This window comes from Streptomyces sp. SPB074 (genome assembly GCF_000154905.1).
In the GTDB taxonomy this organism is placed as follows: Bacteria; Actinomycetota; Actinomycetes; order Streptomycetales; family Streptomycetaceae; genus Streptomyces.
On the sequence record NZ_GG770539.1, the window covers coordinates 4,231,171 to 4,247,308 of the forward strand.

General features: G+C 72.9%; 13 protein-coding genes and 1 tRNA gene. 7 read left to right on the forward strand and 7 right to left on the reverse strand.

All coding sequences use genetic code 11. The features are described 5' to 3' along the window. Positions 1 to 64: 64 nt before the first annotated feature. The 3 genes from SSBG_RS17660 to SSBG_RS17670 all read left to right on the forward strand — a co-directional run bounded on the left by SSBG_RS17660 (position 65) and on the right by SSBG_RS17670 (position 3,603). On the forward strand, positions 65 to 1,486 hold the full coding sequence (locus SSBG_RS17660; protein ID WP_037871571.1) for an NAD(P)/FAD-dependent oxidoreductase: 1,422 nt from the start codon (positions 65 to 67) through the stop codon (positions 1,484 to 1,486). Positions 1,487 to 1,879: 393 nt separating this feature from the next. Beyond that, positions 1,880 to 3,184 (forward strand): SAM-dependent methyltransferase, encoded by a 1,305-nt coding sequence (locus SSBG_RS17665; protein WP_037870045.1) that lies wholly within the window; start codon positions 1,880 to 1,882, stop codon positions 3,182 to 3,184. A gap of 332 nt (positions 3,185 to 3,516) precedes the next feature. After that, a tRNA-Leu gene (locus SSBG_RS17670) sits at positions 3,517 to 3,603 on the forward strand. A 176-nt stretch (positions 3,604 to 3,779) separates the two neighbouring features. Here SSBG_RS17670 and SSBG_RS17675 read toward each other — a convergent pair. Both SSBG_RS17675 and SSBG_RS17680 read right to left on the reverse strand, forming a co-directional pair. Then, positions 3,780 to 4,823: an RDD family protein gene (locus tag SSBG_RS17675; protein ID WP_234010571.1), complete on the reverse strand. Its 1,044-nt coding sequence runs from the start codon at positions 4,821 to 4,823 to the stop codon at positions 3,780 to 3,782. 190 nt (positions 4,824 to 5,013) lie between these two features. Then, positions 5,014 to 6,459, reverse strand: coding sequence for a catalase (locus SSBG_RS17680; RefSeq protein WP_008747455.1), 1,446 nt, complete (start codon positions 6,457 to 6,459; stop codon positions 5,014 to 5,016). Between the two features lie 348 nt (positions 6,460 to 6,807). On the opposite strand from SSBG_RS17680, the gene SSBG_RS17685 reads away from it, so the two are divergent. Together SSBG_RS17685 and SSBG_RS17690 are read left to right on the forward strand one after the other, a co-directional pair. Then, positions 6,808 to 7,425: a hypothetical protein gene (locus tag SSBG_RS17685; RefSeq protein WP_037870047.1), complete on the forward strand. Its 618-nt coding sequence runs from the start codon at positions 6,808 to 6,810 to the stop codon at positions 7,423 to 7,425. Between the two features lie 135 nt (positions 7,426 to 7,560). After that, the gene (locus SSBG_RS17690; RefSeq protein ID WP_008747456.1) at positions 7,561 to 8,466 is read left to right on the forward strand and encodes a Bax inhibitor-1/YccA family protein; all 906 of its coding nucleotides are present in this window, start codon (positions 7,561 to 7,563) and stop codon (positions 8,464 to 8,466) included. Between the two features lie 132 nt (positions 8,467 to 8,598). Here SSBG_RS17690 and SSBG_RS17695 read toward each other — a convergent pair whose 3' ends face one another. The 4 genes from SSBG_RS17695 to SSBG_RS17710 all read right to left on the reverse strand — a co-directional run bounded on the left by SSBG_RS17695 (position 8,599) and on the right by SSBG_RS17710 (position 12,579). Further along, positions 8,599 to 8,910, reverse strand: a complete 312-nt coding sequence (locus tag SSBG_RS17695) for a hypothetical protein (RefSeq protein ID WP_037870049.1) — start codon at positions 8,908 to 8,910, stop codon at positions 8,599 to 8,601. A 39-nt stretch (positions 8,911 to 8,949) separates the two neighbouring features. After that, on the reverse strand, positions 8,950 to 9,795 hold the full coding sequence (locus SSBG_RS17700) for a hypothetical protein (RefSeq protein ID WP_008747458.1): 846 nt from the start codon (positions 9,793 to 9,795) through the stop codon (positions 8,950 to 8,952). A 352-nt stretch (positions 9,796 to 10,147) separates the two neighbouring features. Continuing rightward, the gene (locus tag SSBG_RS17705; RefSeq protein ID WP_008747459.1) at positions 10,148 to 11,368 is read right to left on the reverse strand and encodes an acetyl-CoA C-acetyltransferase; all 1,221 of its coding nucleotides are present in this window, start codon (positions 11,366 to 11,368) and stop codon (positions 10,148 to 10,150) included. A 158-nt stretch (positions 11,369 to 11,526) separates the two neighbouring features. Next, complete coding sequence (locus SSBG_RS17710) at positions 11,527 to 12,579, reverse strand: SGNH/GDSL hydrolase family protein (protein WP_234010572.1); 1,053 nt, start codon at positions 12,577 to 12,579, stop codon at positions 11,527 to 11,529. Positions 12,580 to 12,915: 336 nt separating this feature from the next. On the opposite strand from SSBG_RS17710, the gene SSBG_RS17715 reads away from it, so the two are divergent. After that, positions 12,916 to 14,304, forward strand: a complete 1,389-nt coding sequence (locus SSBG_RS17715) for a cystathionine beta-synthase (protein WP_008747461.1) — start codon at positions 12,916 to 12,918, stop codon at positions 14,302 to 14,304. A 364-nt stretch (positions 14,305 to 14,668) separates the two neighbouring features. On the opposite strand, the gene SSBG_RS17720 is transcribed toward SSBG_RS17715, so the two are convergent. After that, a complete protein-coding gene (locus tag SSBG_RS17720; protein ID WP_037870051.1) occupies positions 14,669 to 15,061 on the reverse strand; it encodes a hypothetical protein in 393 nt (130 codons plus the stop codon). A 336-nt stretch (positions 15,062 to 15,397) separates the two neighbouring features. Here SSBG_RS17720 and SSBG_RS17725 point away from each other — a divergent pair. Beyond that, on the forward strand, positions 15,398 to 16,138 hold a 741-nt coding region (locus SSBG_RS17725), incomplete at its 3' end, for a MurR/RpiR family transcriptional regulator (protein ID WP_008747463.1).

Below are 16,138 nucleotides of genomic sequence, written 5' to 3' on the forward strand. Positions count from 1 at the left end.
GGTGGGGGAAGCTTGTGAAGGGGCGCACGAGGTACCTGTGCGGGGCGGGTGGATACTCGATCTCATGAGCACCACGGAGCGTCCCCGAATCCTCGTAGTGGGTGGTGGGTACGTAGGACTGTACGCAGCACAGCGCATCCTCAAGAAGATGCGCTACGGCGAGGCGACCGTGACGGTCGTGGACCCCCGCTCGTACATGACCTACCAGCCCTTCCTCCCGGAAACCGCCGCCGGCAACATCTCGCCGCGCCACGTCGTCGTCCCCCTGCGACGCGTCCTGAAGAGGGCCGAGGTCCTGACCGGCAAGGTCTCCTCGATCGACCAGGACCGCAAGGTCGCCACGATCGCCCCGCTCGTGGGCGAGTCGTACGAGCTGCCGTTCGACTACCTCGTCATCGCGATGGGCGCCGTCTCGCGCACCTTCCCGATCCCGGGTCTCGCGGAGCAGGGCATCGGCCTCAAGGGCGTCGAGGAGGCCGTCGGCCTCCGGAACCACGTCCTCGCGCAGATGGACAAGGCCGACTCGACCCACGACGAGGCGATCCGCCGCAAGGCCCTCACCTTCGTCTTCATCGGCGGCGGCTTCGCCGGTGCCGAGACGGTGGGCGAGCTGGAGGACATGGCCCGCGACGCGGCCAAGGACTACCCGAACGTCTCCCGCGAGGACATGCGCTTCCTCCTCGTGGACGTCGCGGACAAGATCCTGCCCGAGGTCGGTCCCAAGCTCGGCGAGTACGGGAAGAAGCACCTGGAGTCGCGCGGCGTCGAGGTCTACCTCAAGACCGGCATGGACTCCTGCGTGGACGGCAACGTCAAGCTCAACAACGGCCTTGAGGTCGAGGCCGGGACGATCGTGTGGACGGCGGGCGTCAAGCCCCACCCGGCCCTCGCGAAGTTCGGCCTCCCGCTCGGCCCGCGCGGTCACGTGGACGTGTCCGCCGACCTCCAGGCCACCGGCACGAACTACATCTGGGCCGCGGGCGACAACGCCCAGGTCCCGGACATGGTCGGCCGCAAGAACGGCAACCCGAACGCCTGGTGCCCGCCCAACGCGCAGCACGCGCTGCGGCAGGCGAAGGTCCTCGGCGACAACGTCGTCTCGGGTATGCGGGGCTTCCCGCAGAAGGAGTACAGCCACTCCAACAAGGGCGCGGTGGCGGGTCTCGGCCTCCACAAGGGCGTCGCGATGATCGTCATGGGCAAGATGAAGATCAAGCTCAAGGGCCGTCTCGCCTGGTACATGCACCGCGCGTACCACGGCATGGCGATGCCGACGTTCAACCGCAAGATCCGCGTCTTCGCCGACTGGACGCTCGGGATGTTCCTCAAGCGCGAGGCCGTCTCGCTCGGCGCCGTCGAGACCCCGCGCGGCGAGTTCTACGAGGCCGCCAAGCCGACCCCGAAGCCCGCGCCCGTCGCCGAGGTCCCCGCGCCGAAGGCGGAGGCCGCCAAGGGCGAGTCCGCCGAGCCCGCGAAGGCCGGCTGAGCCGACGAGCGACACCGGGTGCGCGGTGCGGTCCCTCCGGGGGCCGCACCGTCCCCGTAACGGTGCACCGGCCCGCGCGCCGGGAACACCGTGACGACGTACCTGAAGGGGCGTCCGCCATCCGTGGGGCGGGCGTCCCTTCCTCGTGCCCGGAACCGGGGCCCGGCCCCGTCCGCCGCCCGTGCCTTCCCGCGTGCCCCGGCGCCGATTTCCGCATTCCCCGTTCCGCCTGCGGCTGAAAAGCGTGGCGCCACCACGGATTTTCCGCTTCTCTTACGTCGTACATGGGACTGCGCGAACACCCGCACGGTGTTTACGTAGGGGGGAGACGTCACGGCCCGCGCCCCTGACGCGCTCCCCGCGCCCAGCGGAACTCCCCCGGAGGTGTGCGCCATGCAGGACGCCGCGTCGCGGCTCACCGACCTCGCCCAGGAACTGCTCGGGGCCCCGTTCCCGGTCCGGGTACGGGCCTGGGACGGCAGCGAAGCGGGCCCGCCGGGCGCCCCCGTCCTCGTCGTCCACCACCGCCGGGCCCTGCGCAGGCTGCTCTTCAAGCCGGGCGAACTCGGTCTCGTGCGGGGCTGGGTGGCCGGGGAGCTGTCGGTCGAAGGGGACCTCTACGAGGTGCTCGACCGGCTCTCCTCGCTCGTGTGGGACCGGGGCGAGGACGACACCGCCCCGAGCACGCTGCTCCAGGCCGTACGCCGTCCCGAGATCCGCCGGGCGGGCCGCGCCCTGCTGCGCCTCGCCGGGCCCGGCCTGCCGCCGCCCCCGCCGCCCGAGGAGGCGCGCCGCCCCGGGCGCGGTCACCGCCACACCAAGGGCACCGACCGCAAGGCGATCAGCCACCACTACGACGTCGGCAACCCCTTCTACGAACTCGTCCTCGGCCCCTCGATGGTCTATTCCTGCGCCTACTGGAGCGAGGACGGGACGCTGGAGCAGGCGCAGCGCGACAAGCTCGACCTCATCGCCACGAAGCTCGGCCTGCGCCCCGGGATGCGGCTCCTGGACGTCGGCTGCGGCTGGGGCTCGATGGCGCTGTACGCGGCGCGCGAGTACGGGGTCGAGGTCGTCGGCGTCACGCTCTCGCGCGAGCAGGCCGCGTACGCCCGCAAGCGCGCCGCCGAGGAGGGGCTGGGCGACAAGGTCGAGATCCGCGTGCAGGACTACCGGGACGTCCGCGACGGCCCCTTCGACGCGATCTCCTCGATCGGCATGGCCGAGCACGTCGGCGCGGCCCGGTACGAGGAGTACGCGCACGACCTCTTCGCCCTGCTCAAGCCCGGCGGGCGCCTCCTCAACCACCAGATCGCGCGCCGCCCGCTGCGCGACGAGAGCGCGTACACGATCGACGAGTTCATCGACGCGTACGTCTTCCCGGACGGCGAGCTGGCGCCGGTCGGCACGACCGTCTCGCTCCTGGAGCGGGCCGGGTTCGAGGTCCGGGACGTCGAGGCGCTGCGCGAGCACTACGAGCGGACGCTGCGGGCCTGGGTGAGCAACCTGGAGGCGCACTGGGAGGAGGCCGTCCGGCTCACCTCGCCGGGACGGGCCCGGGTGTGGCGCCTGTACATGGCGGCCTCGGCGCTCTCCTTCGCGCGCAACCGCATCGGCGTCAACCAGGTGCTCGCGGTCCGCACCCCCGAGCCGGGCGAGTCCGGGCTGCCGCCCCGCCCCCGTACCTGGCACAACTGACCCCGCCCCGGCCCCGGCACAACTGCCCAGGAATCCTCCCCTACCGGACCGGAACCAGGACCGCCCCGCGGACCGTCTAGACCGACGCGACCGCGGGGCGGTCGGGGTGTGCAGACTTGTACGAGGGCCCGCGCGCGGCGTCTCACGGAGAGGACAGTGAATTCCCGTCATTTACCACCGCACCCGGCACGGGGCGGCGGCGGGCCAAGCCCTGCCCCAAGATCTGACGGAGCGTCAGGCACCAATAAAATAAGACAAGATGCGGTCCTCGTTCGCCCATGCGGACGGAGCGCCCCCGATAGGCTGCGAGGCGGCAACGGGGTGCATGGCCTGCCCGGATGGTGGAATGCAGACACGGCGAGCTTAAACCTCGCTGCCCCTGACGGGGCGTACCGGTTCGAGTCCGGTTCCGGGCACCACCCACTCTCTCCCGCCGCCGGCGGGTCATCGGGGTCGGACAGCGCGTCGGCCGCAGACCGCGGGGGCGTTGGGTCCAGCGCCGCCTCCACGGCGTCCTTCGGCTTGTTGCCCTCCGCTGTGGGAAAGGCTGGCATATGGCTGAACTCCCCCCGTGCGCATGGTTATTCATCGGCCTTCACGTGATCGCCGCGACCTGTGGCACGACGCGTTCCCGCGTGGACACGACCGTGACGCCGACAATGCGCTGCGCGAGTGGGGCGGCTCCGAAGAGGATGAAGAAGAAGCTGATCGGGGAGAGCGCGAGGCCGAGGAGCCACTGGAGGACGAGGCGGGCGACGCCGGGCGGGCGGCCGGTCCGCGTGACGGCCGTGCGGAGGCCGAGGAGGCGGCGGCCGAGGCTGCCGCGCAGGGTGCGGTTGAGAGGGACCCGGTTGAGGAACGAGCAACCGAGGTACGCCGCGCACATGACGGCGATCGGCGCGACCGTGTCGCTGTCGTCGGTGCGGGTGGAGGGGACCGCCACGATGAGTACGAACCACACCAGGGTGCCCACCACGACCGTGAAAACGAGGTCGAGGACCGCGCACCAGAAGAGTCTGCCGTACGGAAGCGGCTCGTCCCCTCCCTCGCGCACCCGCCGCGCCACCGTCTCGCGCTGCCGCGCCCTCTCCTCCCGCTTTCGCGCCGTGAGCTCCCGCGACTCGTGCACGTCCTTCGACTGCCTCCTCTCGGCCGCCCGCTCCGGTGCCTCCCGCTCCTCCGGCGTGAGCGCGGGTCCTTCGGGGACCTCGCGGTGGACGGGGCTGACACCGAGCCACTCGCCCGTGGACAGCGGCGCGTCGATGCCGGCAGCGCCGGCCAGGAGCAGAACCCCGAAGGGGACGAGGAGGAGCCCTGCGAGCCAGCGGCCCACCAGATGCCAGAAGCGGGGACGGCGGCCGTCCCCGGTACGGACCACGTGCAGGCCGAGCATGAGCTTGCCGAGGCTGCCGCCGCGCCATCGGCCGAGGAGCACGTGGTTGCCGAAGGACACCAGCAGGGCCGATCCCCACAGCAGGGCGACGGTCGCCCACGTGCCCCGCGCGCTGCCGTGCGTGGCGGACGCGTACGCCGCGAACCCGGCGAAGGCGACCGGGAGCGCGAGAACCAGGCACAGGAAGAAGTCGATGAGGTTGGCCGAGCCACCGCGTGCTTCGCTCGCCGGTGGTCCGATCCGCAACCCGTCCGGATAGACAGTCGCTTGCGGCGGCCGTTTGCTCACCATCGTCCCAACCCCCCCTGCGGTGAAACCCTTCAGGGCAGCGACGATAGTGGAGCGGTGCGTGCCTTCTCCACACACCTACGCGCCCCCGCACGCGCCGGGCCCGCCCCCGCGCGCGGCGGAGGCGGGTCCTACGGCCTTCGGCGTCTCAGCCGAAGCTGGCCGCGATGCGGTCGCCCACCGCCGGGTCGATGTTGCGCCAGTACTCGAAGGCCCGCTCGCGGACCTTCGCCGAGACGCCGTTGTCGAGGTGGCGGCTCACGTTTCCCACGAGGCGTTCGCGCTGGGCGTCGTCCATGACGTCCCGCACGAGCGCGCCGGGCTGCGAGAAGTCGTCGTCGTCCTGGTGGAGCGTGTACGCCGAGCGGACGATCTCGGCGGAGTCCACGAGCCAGCCGGCCGGCCGGTTCCAGCGCTCCTCGTCGGCGCTCGGGCCGCCGTAGGAGTTGGGGGCGTACGGGCGCGCCACGTTCGGCTCGAACTGCCGCATCGCGCCGTCCTTCGCGTACGAGCGCACCTCGTTGACCGCCCGGTTGGGCGGGAGCTGCGTGTAGTTCGTGCCGACGCGGTACCGGTGGGTGTCCGCGTAGGAGAACAGCCGCGCCTGGAGCATCTTGTCCGGCGAGGGGCCGATGCCGGGGACGAGGTCCGAGGGGTCGAAGGCGGCCTGCTCGATGTGCGTGAAGAAGTCCGCGGGGTTGGTGTGCAGCGTCATCCGCCCGACCTCGATGAGCGGGTAGTCGCTGTGCGGCACGGTCTTCGTCACGTCGAAGATGTTGTACCGGTAGGAGGCCGCGTCCTCGTACGGGATCGTCTGCACGTACAGCGTCCACGAGGGCGCCTCGCCGCGCTCGATCGCGTCGAAGAGATCGCGCCGGTGGTGGTCGGCGTCCTCCCCGGCCATCGCCGCGGCCTCCATGTCGGTCAGGTGGTCCACGCCCTGGTCCGAGTGGAAGTGGTACTTCACCCAGGTCCGCTGCCCGGCCCCGTTGATCCACAGGTACGTGTGCGAGCCGTAGCCGTTCATGTGCCGGTACGTCTTCGGGATGCCGCGGTCGCCCATGAGGTAGGTGACCTGGTGCGCCGACTCGGGGGACAGCGTCCAGTAGTCCCACTGCATGTCGTTGTCGCGCAGCGCGCTCGGGATCGTCCGCTTCTGCGAGCGGATGAAGTCCTGGAACTTGTTCGGGTCGCGCATGAAGAAGATGGGCGTGTTGTTGCCGACGAGGTCGTACACGCCCTCCTGCGTGTAGAACTTCAGCGCGAAGCCGCGCGGGTCGCGCCAGGTGTCGGGCGAGCCCTGCTCCCCGGCGACGGTCGAGAAGCGGGCGAGCATCTTCGTGCGGCGGCCGGGCTGGAAGAGGTCGGCGCGGGTGAACTGCGAGACGTCGTTGGTGACCTCGAAGGTCCCGTAGGCGCCGCTGCCCTTCGCGTGCACGACCCGCTCGGGAATCCGCTCCCGGTTGAACTGCGCCATCTTCTCGATGAGGTAGTTGTCCTGGAGCAGGATCGGTCCGTCGGGGCCGACCGAGAGCGAGTACTGGTCGCTCTCGACCGGGATACCGGTGTTGTTGGTGGAGATCGGGTCGGCCACTGCGGGTCTCCTTCGCGCGTCGCGGTGGGGCGCGGCGGACGGGGTCCGCGTGCGCGCCCCGGGTGCGGGAGCCGCAGGATTGCCCGGCGGCACCCGGGCCCACTCCTCACGCGGCGTGAGCGTCCGGGTCCGCTCGGTACGGCTCCCGCTCAGCCTCGGGCGGCACGCCGGGGGCGGCAACCCGGGGCCGGGAGCGCCTTCACCCGCTCGGGTGAGAAGGGGCGCGGGAGGGCGACGGGCGCGGGCGCCGGCGGCGACACTGCGGGTTCCCCGCCCCCGCCGGGCGGCGGGTTCCCCGCCCGCGCCGCGCCCCCCGGCGGGAGCCGCGCCGTCCCCCGAGGAGTCCCCTTGCCCCGTACCGCCGCACTCCTGCTCTGCGCGCTCCTCGCCGCCCCCGCGCTCACCGGCTGCGGCGGCGGTCCGGGGGCGGGCGCGCCGCGCGCCGGGCTGTACGCGGACGACGACGGGGCAGGGTCCGCCTCGCCCGCGCCGCTCGCCTCGCTCCCCTCCCTGGTACCGCCCCGCGCGGCCCCGTTCCCCTCCCTCGCGCTCCCGCGCGCGGCGGGCACCCCCGTGCCCGTGCTCGGCCGCCGCGTCCTCGCCACGGTCCGCAGCGGCGCCGACCGCTTCCTCGTCTACGTGGCGGCCGACGGGCGCTGCGGCCTCGTCGGGCGCCGGACGGGCGCGGCGCGGCCCCTGGTGGACCTGCGCACCGAGATCCCGCCGTCCGACGAGCCCGTCGAGTACCCGCTCGGCCCCTACGTGCGCACCCCCCAGGGGCGGCCCTTCGCCGAGTTGTGGTGCGGGCGCGGCACGGTGCTCGTGCGCTACGGGCTCGGGCCGGGCGGGGGACACCCCCGCGTCACGGGCGAGGCGGACGTGGCACCGGGCCCCGGGCGCACGCTGACGGTGGCGGTGGGCGTCCCGGCGGCACGCGCCGAGCTGCTGCGGGCGGCGCGGGGGTGAGCGGGAACACAGGCCCGGTATCGCACGTTCCTACTGCGCGGGGAGGAAAGATCCTCCTCAAGCACTAGAGTCATCCTTTTGCCTAAGCATTACTCTGGAGCGCAAGGCCACACACGGTGGCCATGGAGGAGTGAGATGAGGAGCAGCAACCCGGTCTTCTCGCGACGGGGCTTCAGCCGCGACAACGGTTCCGCGGGCTTCAACGCCGCACCGCAGACCGGGGGAGCAGCAGTCGGGACCGCTCAGGGCCCGGTCGCGGGAAATCCCTATGCGGACGCCCCCGCGGCGAATCCGTACGCGAACAACCCCTACGCGCAGGCGGACGTCCAGCACGGCGTCCCGCAGGCCCCGCCCACCGCCGACCGCATGACGATGGACGACGTCGTCACCCGCACGGCGGGCACGCTCGGCACGCTCATCGTCTTCGCGGCGCTGGCGTGGGCCGTGCTCCCGGTCGATGACGCGAACCTGGGCAAGTCCTACGGCTACGCGATCGGCGCGGGCCTCATCGCGATGGTCCTCGGGCTCGTACAGTCCTTCAAGCGCAAGGCCAGCCCGGCGCTGATCCTGACGTACGCGGCCTTCGAGGGCGTCTTCCTCGGTGTGCTGAGCAGCGCCATCGACGCCCGCGTCGACGGCGCTGCGATGCAGGCCGTCATCGGCACGATGGCGACGTTCGTCGCCGTCCTCGTGGCGTACCGGACGGGCCTGATCCGGGTCAACCGGCGCTTCGTGGGCTTCGTGATGGCCGCCGCGATGGGCTTCGTGCTCCTGATGGCGGTCAACCTCCTCTTCGCCGCCTTCGGCGGCGGTGACGGCCTCGGCTTCCGCAGCGGCGGCCTCGGCATCCTCTTCGGGATCATCGGCATCGTGCTCGGCGCGCTCTTCCTCGCCCTCGACTTCAAGCAGGTCGAGGACGGCATCCGCTACGGGGCGCCGAAGCAGGAGTCGTGGCTGGCCGCGTTCGGGCTGACGCTGACGCTCGTGTGGATCTACATGGAGTTCCTGCGGCTGATCGCGATTCTCCAGGGCAACGACTGACCGCCTTCGGCGGGGCGGGAGGGGCTGTCACCTTGTACGGGTGGCGGCCCCTTCCGCGTCTTCCTGGGGCTCCGCCCCAGACCCCGCTCCTCAAGCGCCGGAGGGGCTGGATCTTATGCCTGGGGCGCTCAGTCAGAGTCCTGCCTCGGTGCGCGCCTCGGAAACGAGGGCTGTCGCCTCTTCGGTTTCCTCGGGGGTGCGCAGGACCTGTGCGAGGTCGTGGGCCGCGACCGTGAGCTGGTCGGAGACGGCGAACATGCCGGCGTCCGGCATCACCCGGGGCTCGGTGCCCGGTTCCTCGCGTTCCTGCGCGCGCGTCGCCAGCTCCTGGGCCAGCGCGAGGGCGCGGGCTGCCGCGCCCCGCTGGAGGCGGCTCTGGGGGGCGGCGCGCAGGCGGTCGGCGAACTGCTCGACGGCACCGAGGAACGGGGAGGTATCCAGCACGCCGACGAGCCTAACGGGCCCGCCGCGCGCCGCGGCGCCTCACGCCGAGGTGATCACGCGGTCCGCGAGGAGGTACACGTTCCGCTCGCCGCAGCCGAAGGTGAGGGCGAAGGCGCCGGAGACGCCCGAGCCGCCCAGCAGGAACGGCTCCCGGCCCTCCCGTACGGCCTCCGCGAGCAGCTCGGCCGTCTCGCGGTGGCCGGGCGTCGCGCACAGCGTCGTGCCGTCCACGAAGACGTAGACGTCGAGCGTCCCGAGCGGTCCGGGGCGCACGTCCACGAGCGCGGTGCGCGCGGCGGCCAGCGCTTCGAGGCGCGCGACCGTGGCCGCGTGGTCACCGATCGGGTTCGGCTGCGTGGGGACGAAGTCGGGGTGCGAGGGGTGGCGGCGGCGCGCGGCGGCCAGCTCGGCGGAGTCCTCGGGGTACTCGGGCTCCGGCTCGGCGTCCTCCTCGCGGGTGTGCGCCAGGAGCTCGTCCAGCTCGGCGAGGTCGAAGCCCGTGTCGAGGCCGTGGACCTCCGCGAAGGCGTCGAGCCCGGCGAGGTCGGCGGGACGGGGCGCGTACAGGTCCTCGGCGCCCGCCGGGAGGCCGCCGGAGGGCTCGCCGCCCTCGCGTACCTCCTGCGCCGCCCAGAAGGCGCGCGCCTCGGCCAGCTCGCGCTCGCGCTCCTCGGCGAGGGCGTCCGCGACGGCGGCCCGTATCGTGTCGGCGTCCGTACGGGCCTGGGGGACCTGCGGGAGGGGTGCGGGCACGGGGCCGCGCGCCAGCTCGGCCCGGAAGGCGGCGAGTTCGCGGCGCAGCGCCTGGGCCACGCGCAGCGCGACGAGCCCGACGACGACGGCGCCGGCCGTGACGATGAGCAGGGCAAGAGGCAGGGCGCTCACAGGCGTTACTCCTGATTCCGACGGGACCCCCGAACTGTCCACCCTCAGCTTGACCCCTGACCCGGCCCGCTGTCAGTGCCTAATGTCACGGCTTGGGGGGATATGCACCCACGATGCTTGCCGGTTCAACCATGCTGACCTGCGCAAAGAGTTCTCCCCCGGGATTTGTGTCACATCCCGGGGGAGATCGGGTCACGAATTGATCAGGTGCGCAGGGGGTGTTGGAGTGTACGCGGAGCGTGCGGGGCGCGGTGGGCGCGGGAGGCGCGGGGTGCGCGCGAGGCGGGCGGGGGTGCGTGCCCGGCGCGGGCGCGCACCGGGTGCGGGGTGTGCGCGGGGTGTGCCGGACGCGTCAGCTCAGGCGCTCGACGACCATCGCCATGCCCTGGCCGCCGCCGACGCACATCGTCTCCAGGCCGAACTGCTTGTCGTGGAAGCGGAGGCTGTTGAGGAGCGTGGCGGTGATGCGCGCGCCCGTCATGCCGAAGGGGTGGCCGACCGCGATGGCGCCGCCGTTGACGTTGAGCTTGTCGAGGTCCACGCCCAGCTCGCGGTAGGAGGGGATGACCTGCGCGGCGAACGCCTCGTTCATCTCCACGAGGTCGATGTCCCCGATCGAGAGCCCGGCCCGCCGCAGCGCCTGCTTGCTCGCCTCCACGGGGCCGAGGCCCATGATCTCGGGGGAGAGGGCGGAGACGCCGGTGGAGACGATGCGCGCGAGCGGGGTCAGGCCCAGCTCGGCGGCCTTCGTGTCGCTCATGATCACGAGCGCGGCGGCGCCGTCGTTGAGCGGGCAGCAGTTGCCGGCCGTGACCCGCCCGTCGGGACGGAAGACCGGCTTGAGGCCCTCGACGCCCTCCAGCGTGACGCCCGCGCGCGGCCCGTCGTCCTTGCTGACGACCGTGCCGTCGGGCGTCGTGACGGGGGTGATCTCGCGCTCCCAGAAGCCCTTCGCGAGCGCCTGCTCGGCGAGGTTCTGCGAGCGCACGCCGAACTCGTCCATGTCGCGGCGCGTGACGCCCTTGAGCAGCGCGAGGTTCTCGGCGGTCTGGCCCATCGCGATGTACGCGTCCGGGACGAGACCGTCCTCGCGCGGGTCGTGCCACTCGTCCGCGCCGTTCTCCGCGACGGCGGCGGTACGGGCCTCGGCCTCGGCGAAGAGCGGGTTGCGCGTGTCGGGGAGGCTGTCGGAGTTGCCCTTGACGAAGCGCGAGACGGTCTCGACCCCGGCCGAGAGGAAGACGTCGCCCTCGCCCGCCTTGATGGCGTGCAGCGCCATCCGCGAGGTCTGGAGCGAGGAGGAGCAGTAGCGGGTGACGGTGAGGCCGGGCAGGTGGTCCATGCCGAGCTGCACGGCGACGATGCGGCCCAGGTTGTTGCCCTGCTCCCCGCCGGGCAGCCCGCAGCCGAGCATGAGGTCGTCGATGTCGCGCGGGTCCAGCTCGGGCACCTTGTCGAGCGCGGCCCGCACGATGGTCGCGGTGAGGTCGTCGGGGCGCAGGTCCTTGAGCGAGCCCTTGCCCGCCCGCCCGATCGGCGAGCGGGCGGCGGAGACGATGACGGCTTCGGGCATGGCGGGCTCCTCGGGCAGCGGCGACGGCGACGACGCTTGTGAAGCTACCGGCACGTAGAGCGCGGGTCACCGGCTGCGGGGTGTGACACGGGCCGCATTTCTAAGCGCTTGCTCATGGCTGGGCGGGACTCGTGGGGCTCCGCCCCACACCCCGCTCCTCAAACGCCGGAGGGGCTGGATTGACCCGGGCCGGAAACTCTTAGCCCCTCCGGCGTTTTGAGGAGCGGTGTCCGGGGCGGAGCCCCCGTCTTGCGCAGGCGGGCCAGGGGGTTCCGGCGTCCCCCGTGCGAGGGCATCGCGGCCACCTCCGTACCGCCCGAGGCCGCCGCCTCCGCCGCCGCCTTCGCGACCGGAAGCGCCCCCTCGTCCGCCGTCAGGTCCTCCGGCCACACCCCGAGGGCCGCGCACAGCGTCGGCAGGACCGCCATCGCCGCCGTCGCGTACCCCTCCGCGGACGGGTGGTACTTGTCGGGGCCGAACATCTCCCGCGGGTTCGCCTCGAACTCGGGGCCCAGGAGGTCGCTCAGCGACACCGTGCGGCCGCCCTGCTCCACGACCCCGATCGTCTGCGCCGCCGCGAGCTGCCGCGAGACGCGCCGGGCCATCCACCGCAACGGCTGGTAGACGGGTTCCACCGTGCCCAGGTCGGGGCACGTGCCCACGACGACCTCGGTCCCCGCGGTGCGCAGCCTGCGCACCGCCGCGTTGAGGAGCTGCACCGAACGCGTGGGCGGCATGTGGTGGGTCACGTCGTTCGCGCCGATCATGACGCAGCACACGTCGGGAACCCCGGCCGGGTCCGAGACGACGAGCGAGACCTGCCGGTCCAGGTCGTCCGAGCGCGCGCCGGGCAGCGCGATGTTGCGCAGCTCGACGGGCCGCTCCGCGACCGCCGCGAGCCCCGAGGCGAGCAGCGCGGCCGGGGTCTGCCTGGCCCGGCGCACCCCCTGCCCGGCCGCGAGCGAGTCGCCCATCATCGTGAAGCGGATCGGCGGCGGCTCCGCGCCGGGGCCCTCGCCCGCGAGCGTGCGCCCGTAGCGCCCGTCCGCGTGCGGTGGCACCACCATCTCGCCCACGCCCACGTTCCGCTTCGCGAGCTGGACCTCCGCCAGGAGCAGGCCCACCCCGGCGACCCCGAGCAGCCCGATCCCGCTCCCGCCGTACGCCGCGCCCGCGGCGATCCTCCGTGCCACCCTCGCCCTCGACGACATGCGACGCAGCACCTCCTCGTAGCCGTACACCCACTCAATGCCCAGCGAGCCCGGTGTGCCAATCGCGCGTACGGAGGACGGGGCACGGGCGCCCGCCCGCGCGGCCCCCGCGCCCCGTCGGCGGCGGGCACCACGCTCCCCGCCAGGACGCACACCCGTACGACCTCGCCGCGCTCCCTCGTCGTCGCCGCGGTCCTCCCCGGGCCGGCCCCCTCGCCCGCCCGGCGATCCGCCCGTACCCCCGGGTCCGGCCGCCTCCCGCCGCCGCGCCCCGTAGGCTGTCGTGACTCGTAACGGGCCGAACCGGGCCCCCAGACGCGCAGGCCGGAGACAACGGTGCACATCCACGACTCGATGATCGACCTCGTCGGCAACACCCCGCTGGTGCGGCTGAACCGCGTGACCGCGGGCATCCAGGCGACCGTCCTGGCGAAGGTCGAGTACTTCAACCCCGGCGGCTCCGTGAAGGACCGCATCGCGCTGCGCATGATCGAGGCGGCCGAGGAGAGCGGCGCGCTGCGGCCCGGCGGCACCATCGTGGAGCCGACGAGCGGCAACACGGGCGTCGGTCTCGCGATGGTGGCCCAGCGCAAGGGCTACAAGTGCGTCTTCGTGTGCCCCGACAAGGTGTCCACCGACAAGATCAACGTGCTGCGCGCCTACGGCGCCGAGGTCGTCGTCTGCCCGACCGCCGTGGACCCCGGGCACCCGGACTCGTACTACAACGTCTCCGACCGCCTCGTGCGCGAGCTCCCCGACGCCTGGAAGCCCGACCAGTACTCCAACCCGAACAACCCGCTCTCGCACTACCACTCCACGGGCCCCGAGCTGTGGGAGCAGACGGAGGGGCGGATCACGCACTTCGTCGCGGGCGTCGGCACCGGCGGCACGATCTCCGGGACGGGCCGCTACCTCAAGGAGATCTCGGGCGGCAGGACGCGGATCATCGGCGCCGACCCCGAGGGCTCGGTGTACTCGGGCGGCTCCGGGCGCCCGTACCTCGTGGAGGGCGTCGGCGAGGACTTCTGGCCGAGCGCCTACGACCGCACCGTCACGGACGCCATCATCGCCGTCTCCGACAAGGACTCCTTCCAGATGACCCGCCGCCTCGCCAAGGAGGAGGGCCTGCTCGTCGGCGGCTCCTGCGGCATGGCGGTCGTCGCGGCGCTGGAGGTGGCGCGCGAGGCCGGTCCCGACGACGTCGTGGTGGTGCTGCTTCCCGACAGCGGGCGCGGCTACCTCAGCAAGATCTTCAACGACGAGTGGATGAACGACTACGGCTTCCTGGACGAGGCGGGCGAGCACCCGCGCGTCGGCGACGTCCTCAAGTACAAGGAGGGCCCGATGCCCTCGCTCGTCCACATGCACCCCGAGGAGACCGTGGGGCAGGCGATCGAGGTGCTGCGCGAGTACGGGGTCTCGCAGATGCCCATCGTGAAGCCGGGCGCCGGCCACCCGGACGTCATGGCCGCCGAGGTCGTCGGCTCCGTCGTGGAGCGGGAACTGCTCGACGCGCTCTTCGCGCAGCGGGCCTCGCTCGGCGACCCGCTCGACAAGCACATGTCCGCACCGCTCCCGCAGGTCGGCTCGGGCGAGCCCGTCGCCGACCTCATGGCGGTCCTCGGTACGGCGGACGCGGCGATCGTGCTCGTGGAGGGCAAGCCCACCGGCGTGGTGAGCCGTCAGGACCTGCTCGCCTTCCTCGCCCGCGAGGCCGGGAAGTAGCCCCGGCCGGCGCGAGCGGGGGAGCGGCCGGGGAAGTGGTACGAGGCCGTCACGTGGGCGCAGCGCGTCGTTAACACGGGCCGGGCAGATTAGGGGGTGTCGGCAGGGAAGGAGCGGCTCCCCTCCCAGGCCGGCGACCGATACGGCGTTTTGGACCTCCGGAGCGGCTCCCGGACCTCCGACGCCAGGAGGTGGTGGCCCGGGCCTGACCCGGGTGCGCGCCTCTCGCGGGGACCGCCGTCGTCCCGCCCCCCGGCCGTGCGGCCGGGGGTGCGGCGGTCCTCGCGCTCGGTTGCTGCGCCCGTTCTTCGGGGCTCCGCCCCGGGCCCCGCTCCTCGATCGCCGGAGGGGCTTGATTCCCGGATCAGTCCTCCGGAGCGGTGCCGTACCTCCGCGCCGCCACGTTCACGCCCACGATGCCCGCCCAGGCCGCGATCAGGCCCGTCGTACCCGCCTGCACCGCCGCGATCGCCGAGAGCGGGATGGCGAGGACCAGGGAGATGAGGGCGAAGGCGTAGTGGTGCAGCCAGCTCCCGCCCTGCCCGCGCGGTCCGCGCGGGGCCGGGCCGCGGGCCACCACCACCTGCTGTTCGGCGAGCCCGCGCCGCACCCGGCGGTCGATCGTCTCGTCCACGCGCCGCCCGACCTTCTCCAGGAAGGAGTCGATCAGCGCCGAGTCGTACTCCTCGCCCAGCTCGCGACGGGCCTGGAGGGTCGCGTCGAGTTCCTTGCGCAGTTCCCGGTCAGAGGTCTCCATGCCGAAAAGGGTATGAAGGGGCGGACCGCCGTGCACGGGGGGAATCCCCCCTGTTCGCCCGGTGGCCCGCCCAGCCCCCGCCTCTCAGGTCTGGGGCTTGCTGCCGTGGTTCGCCGCGTGCTTGCGGCGGGCCTTCTTCTTGCGGCGTCGCTTGGAGGACATGCGCGCTCCTTTCCCGCGGTGCGGATTTCACGGACCGTACGGGACGGTTCGTACCCGTTCGTATCCTTGCCGCCGGGGCGCCTGCCCGCATCCCGGAGACCGCAATCCCCGCGATCCCGGGCGGATTTCCCCGCTCCGTATATGTCCATGCAGCCGTCTGCTTAACTGAATGGCATGAGCGAGAGTGCCGCCGCACGGCTTCAGGCCCTGTTCGACGGGAAGCGCCTCACGCCGACGCAGCGCCGTATCGCGCACTGCATGGTGCGCGGGGCCGCCGAGGTCCCCTACCTCTCCAGCGTCGAGCTGGCGGAACTGGCGGGGGTGAGCCAGCCCTCCGTGACCCGCTTCGCCGTCGCGCTCGGCTTCGACGGCTACCCCGCGCTCCGCCGCCACCTGCGCGAGAGCACCCCGGCGAGCGAGCCCGCCGCCCCCGAGGCCGAGCCGAACGAGTACCAGCAGGCCGTCGCGGGCGAGATCGAGAACCTGCGCGCCCTCGCCGTGCTCCTCGCCGACCCGGCCCCCGTGGAGCGTGCGGGCGCGCTCCTCGCCGCCTCGTGCCCGCTGCCCGTCCTCGGGCTCCGCGCCGCCGCCTCGCAAGCCTTCGGCTTCTCGTACTTCGCCGCGAAGGTGCACCCCGACGTCCGGCTCCTGGACGAGGGCGGCACGATGCTCGCCGACCGGCTCGACGCGGCCCGCCGCGCCGGGGCGAGCGCGCTCCTGTGCTTCGCCCTGCCGCGCCACCCGCGCGAGGTGGTCGACGCGCTCGCCTACGCCAGGACCCTCGGCCTCACCGTCGTCACCGTCGCCGACTCCTCCTTCGCCCCCGTCGCCGCGCACTCGGACCTCCTGATCCCGGCCGCCGTCGGCACCGGGCTCGCCTTCGACACCGCGTGCGCCCCGATGCTCCTGGGCCGC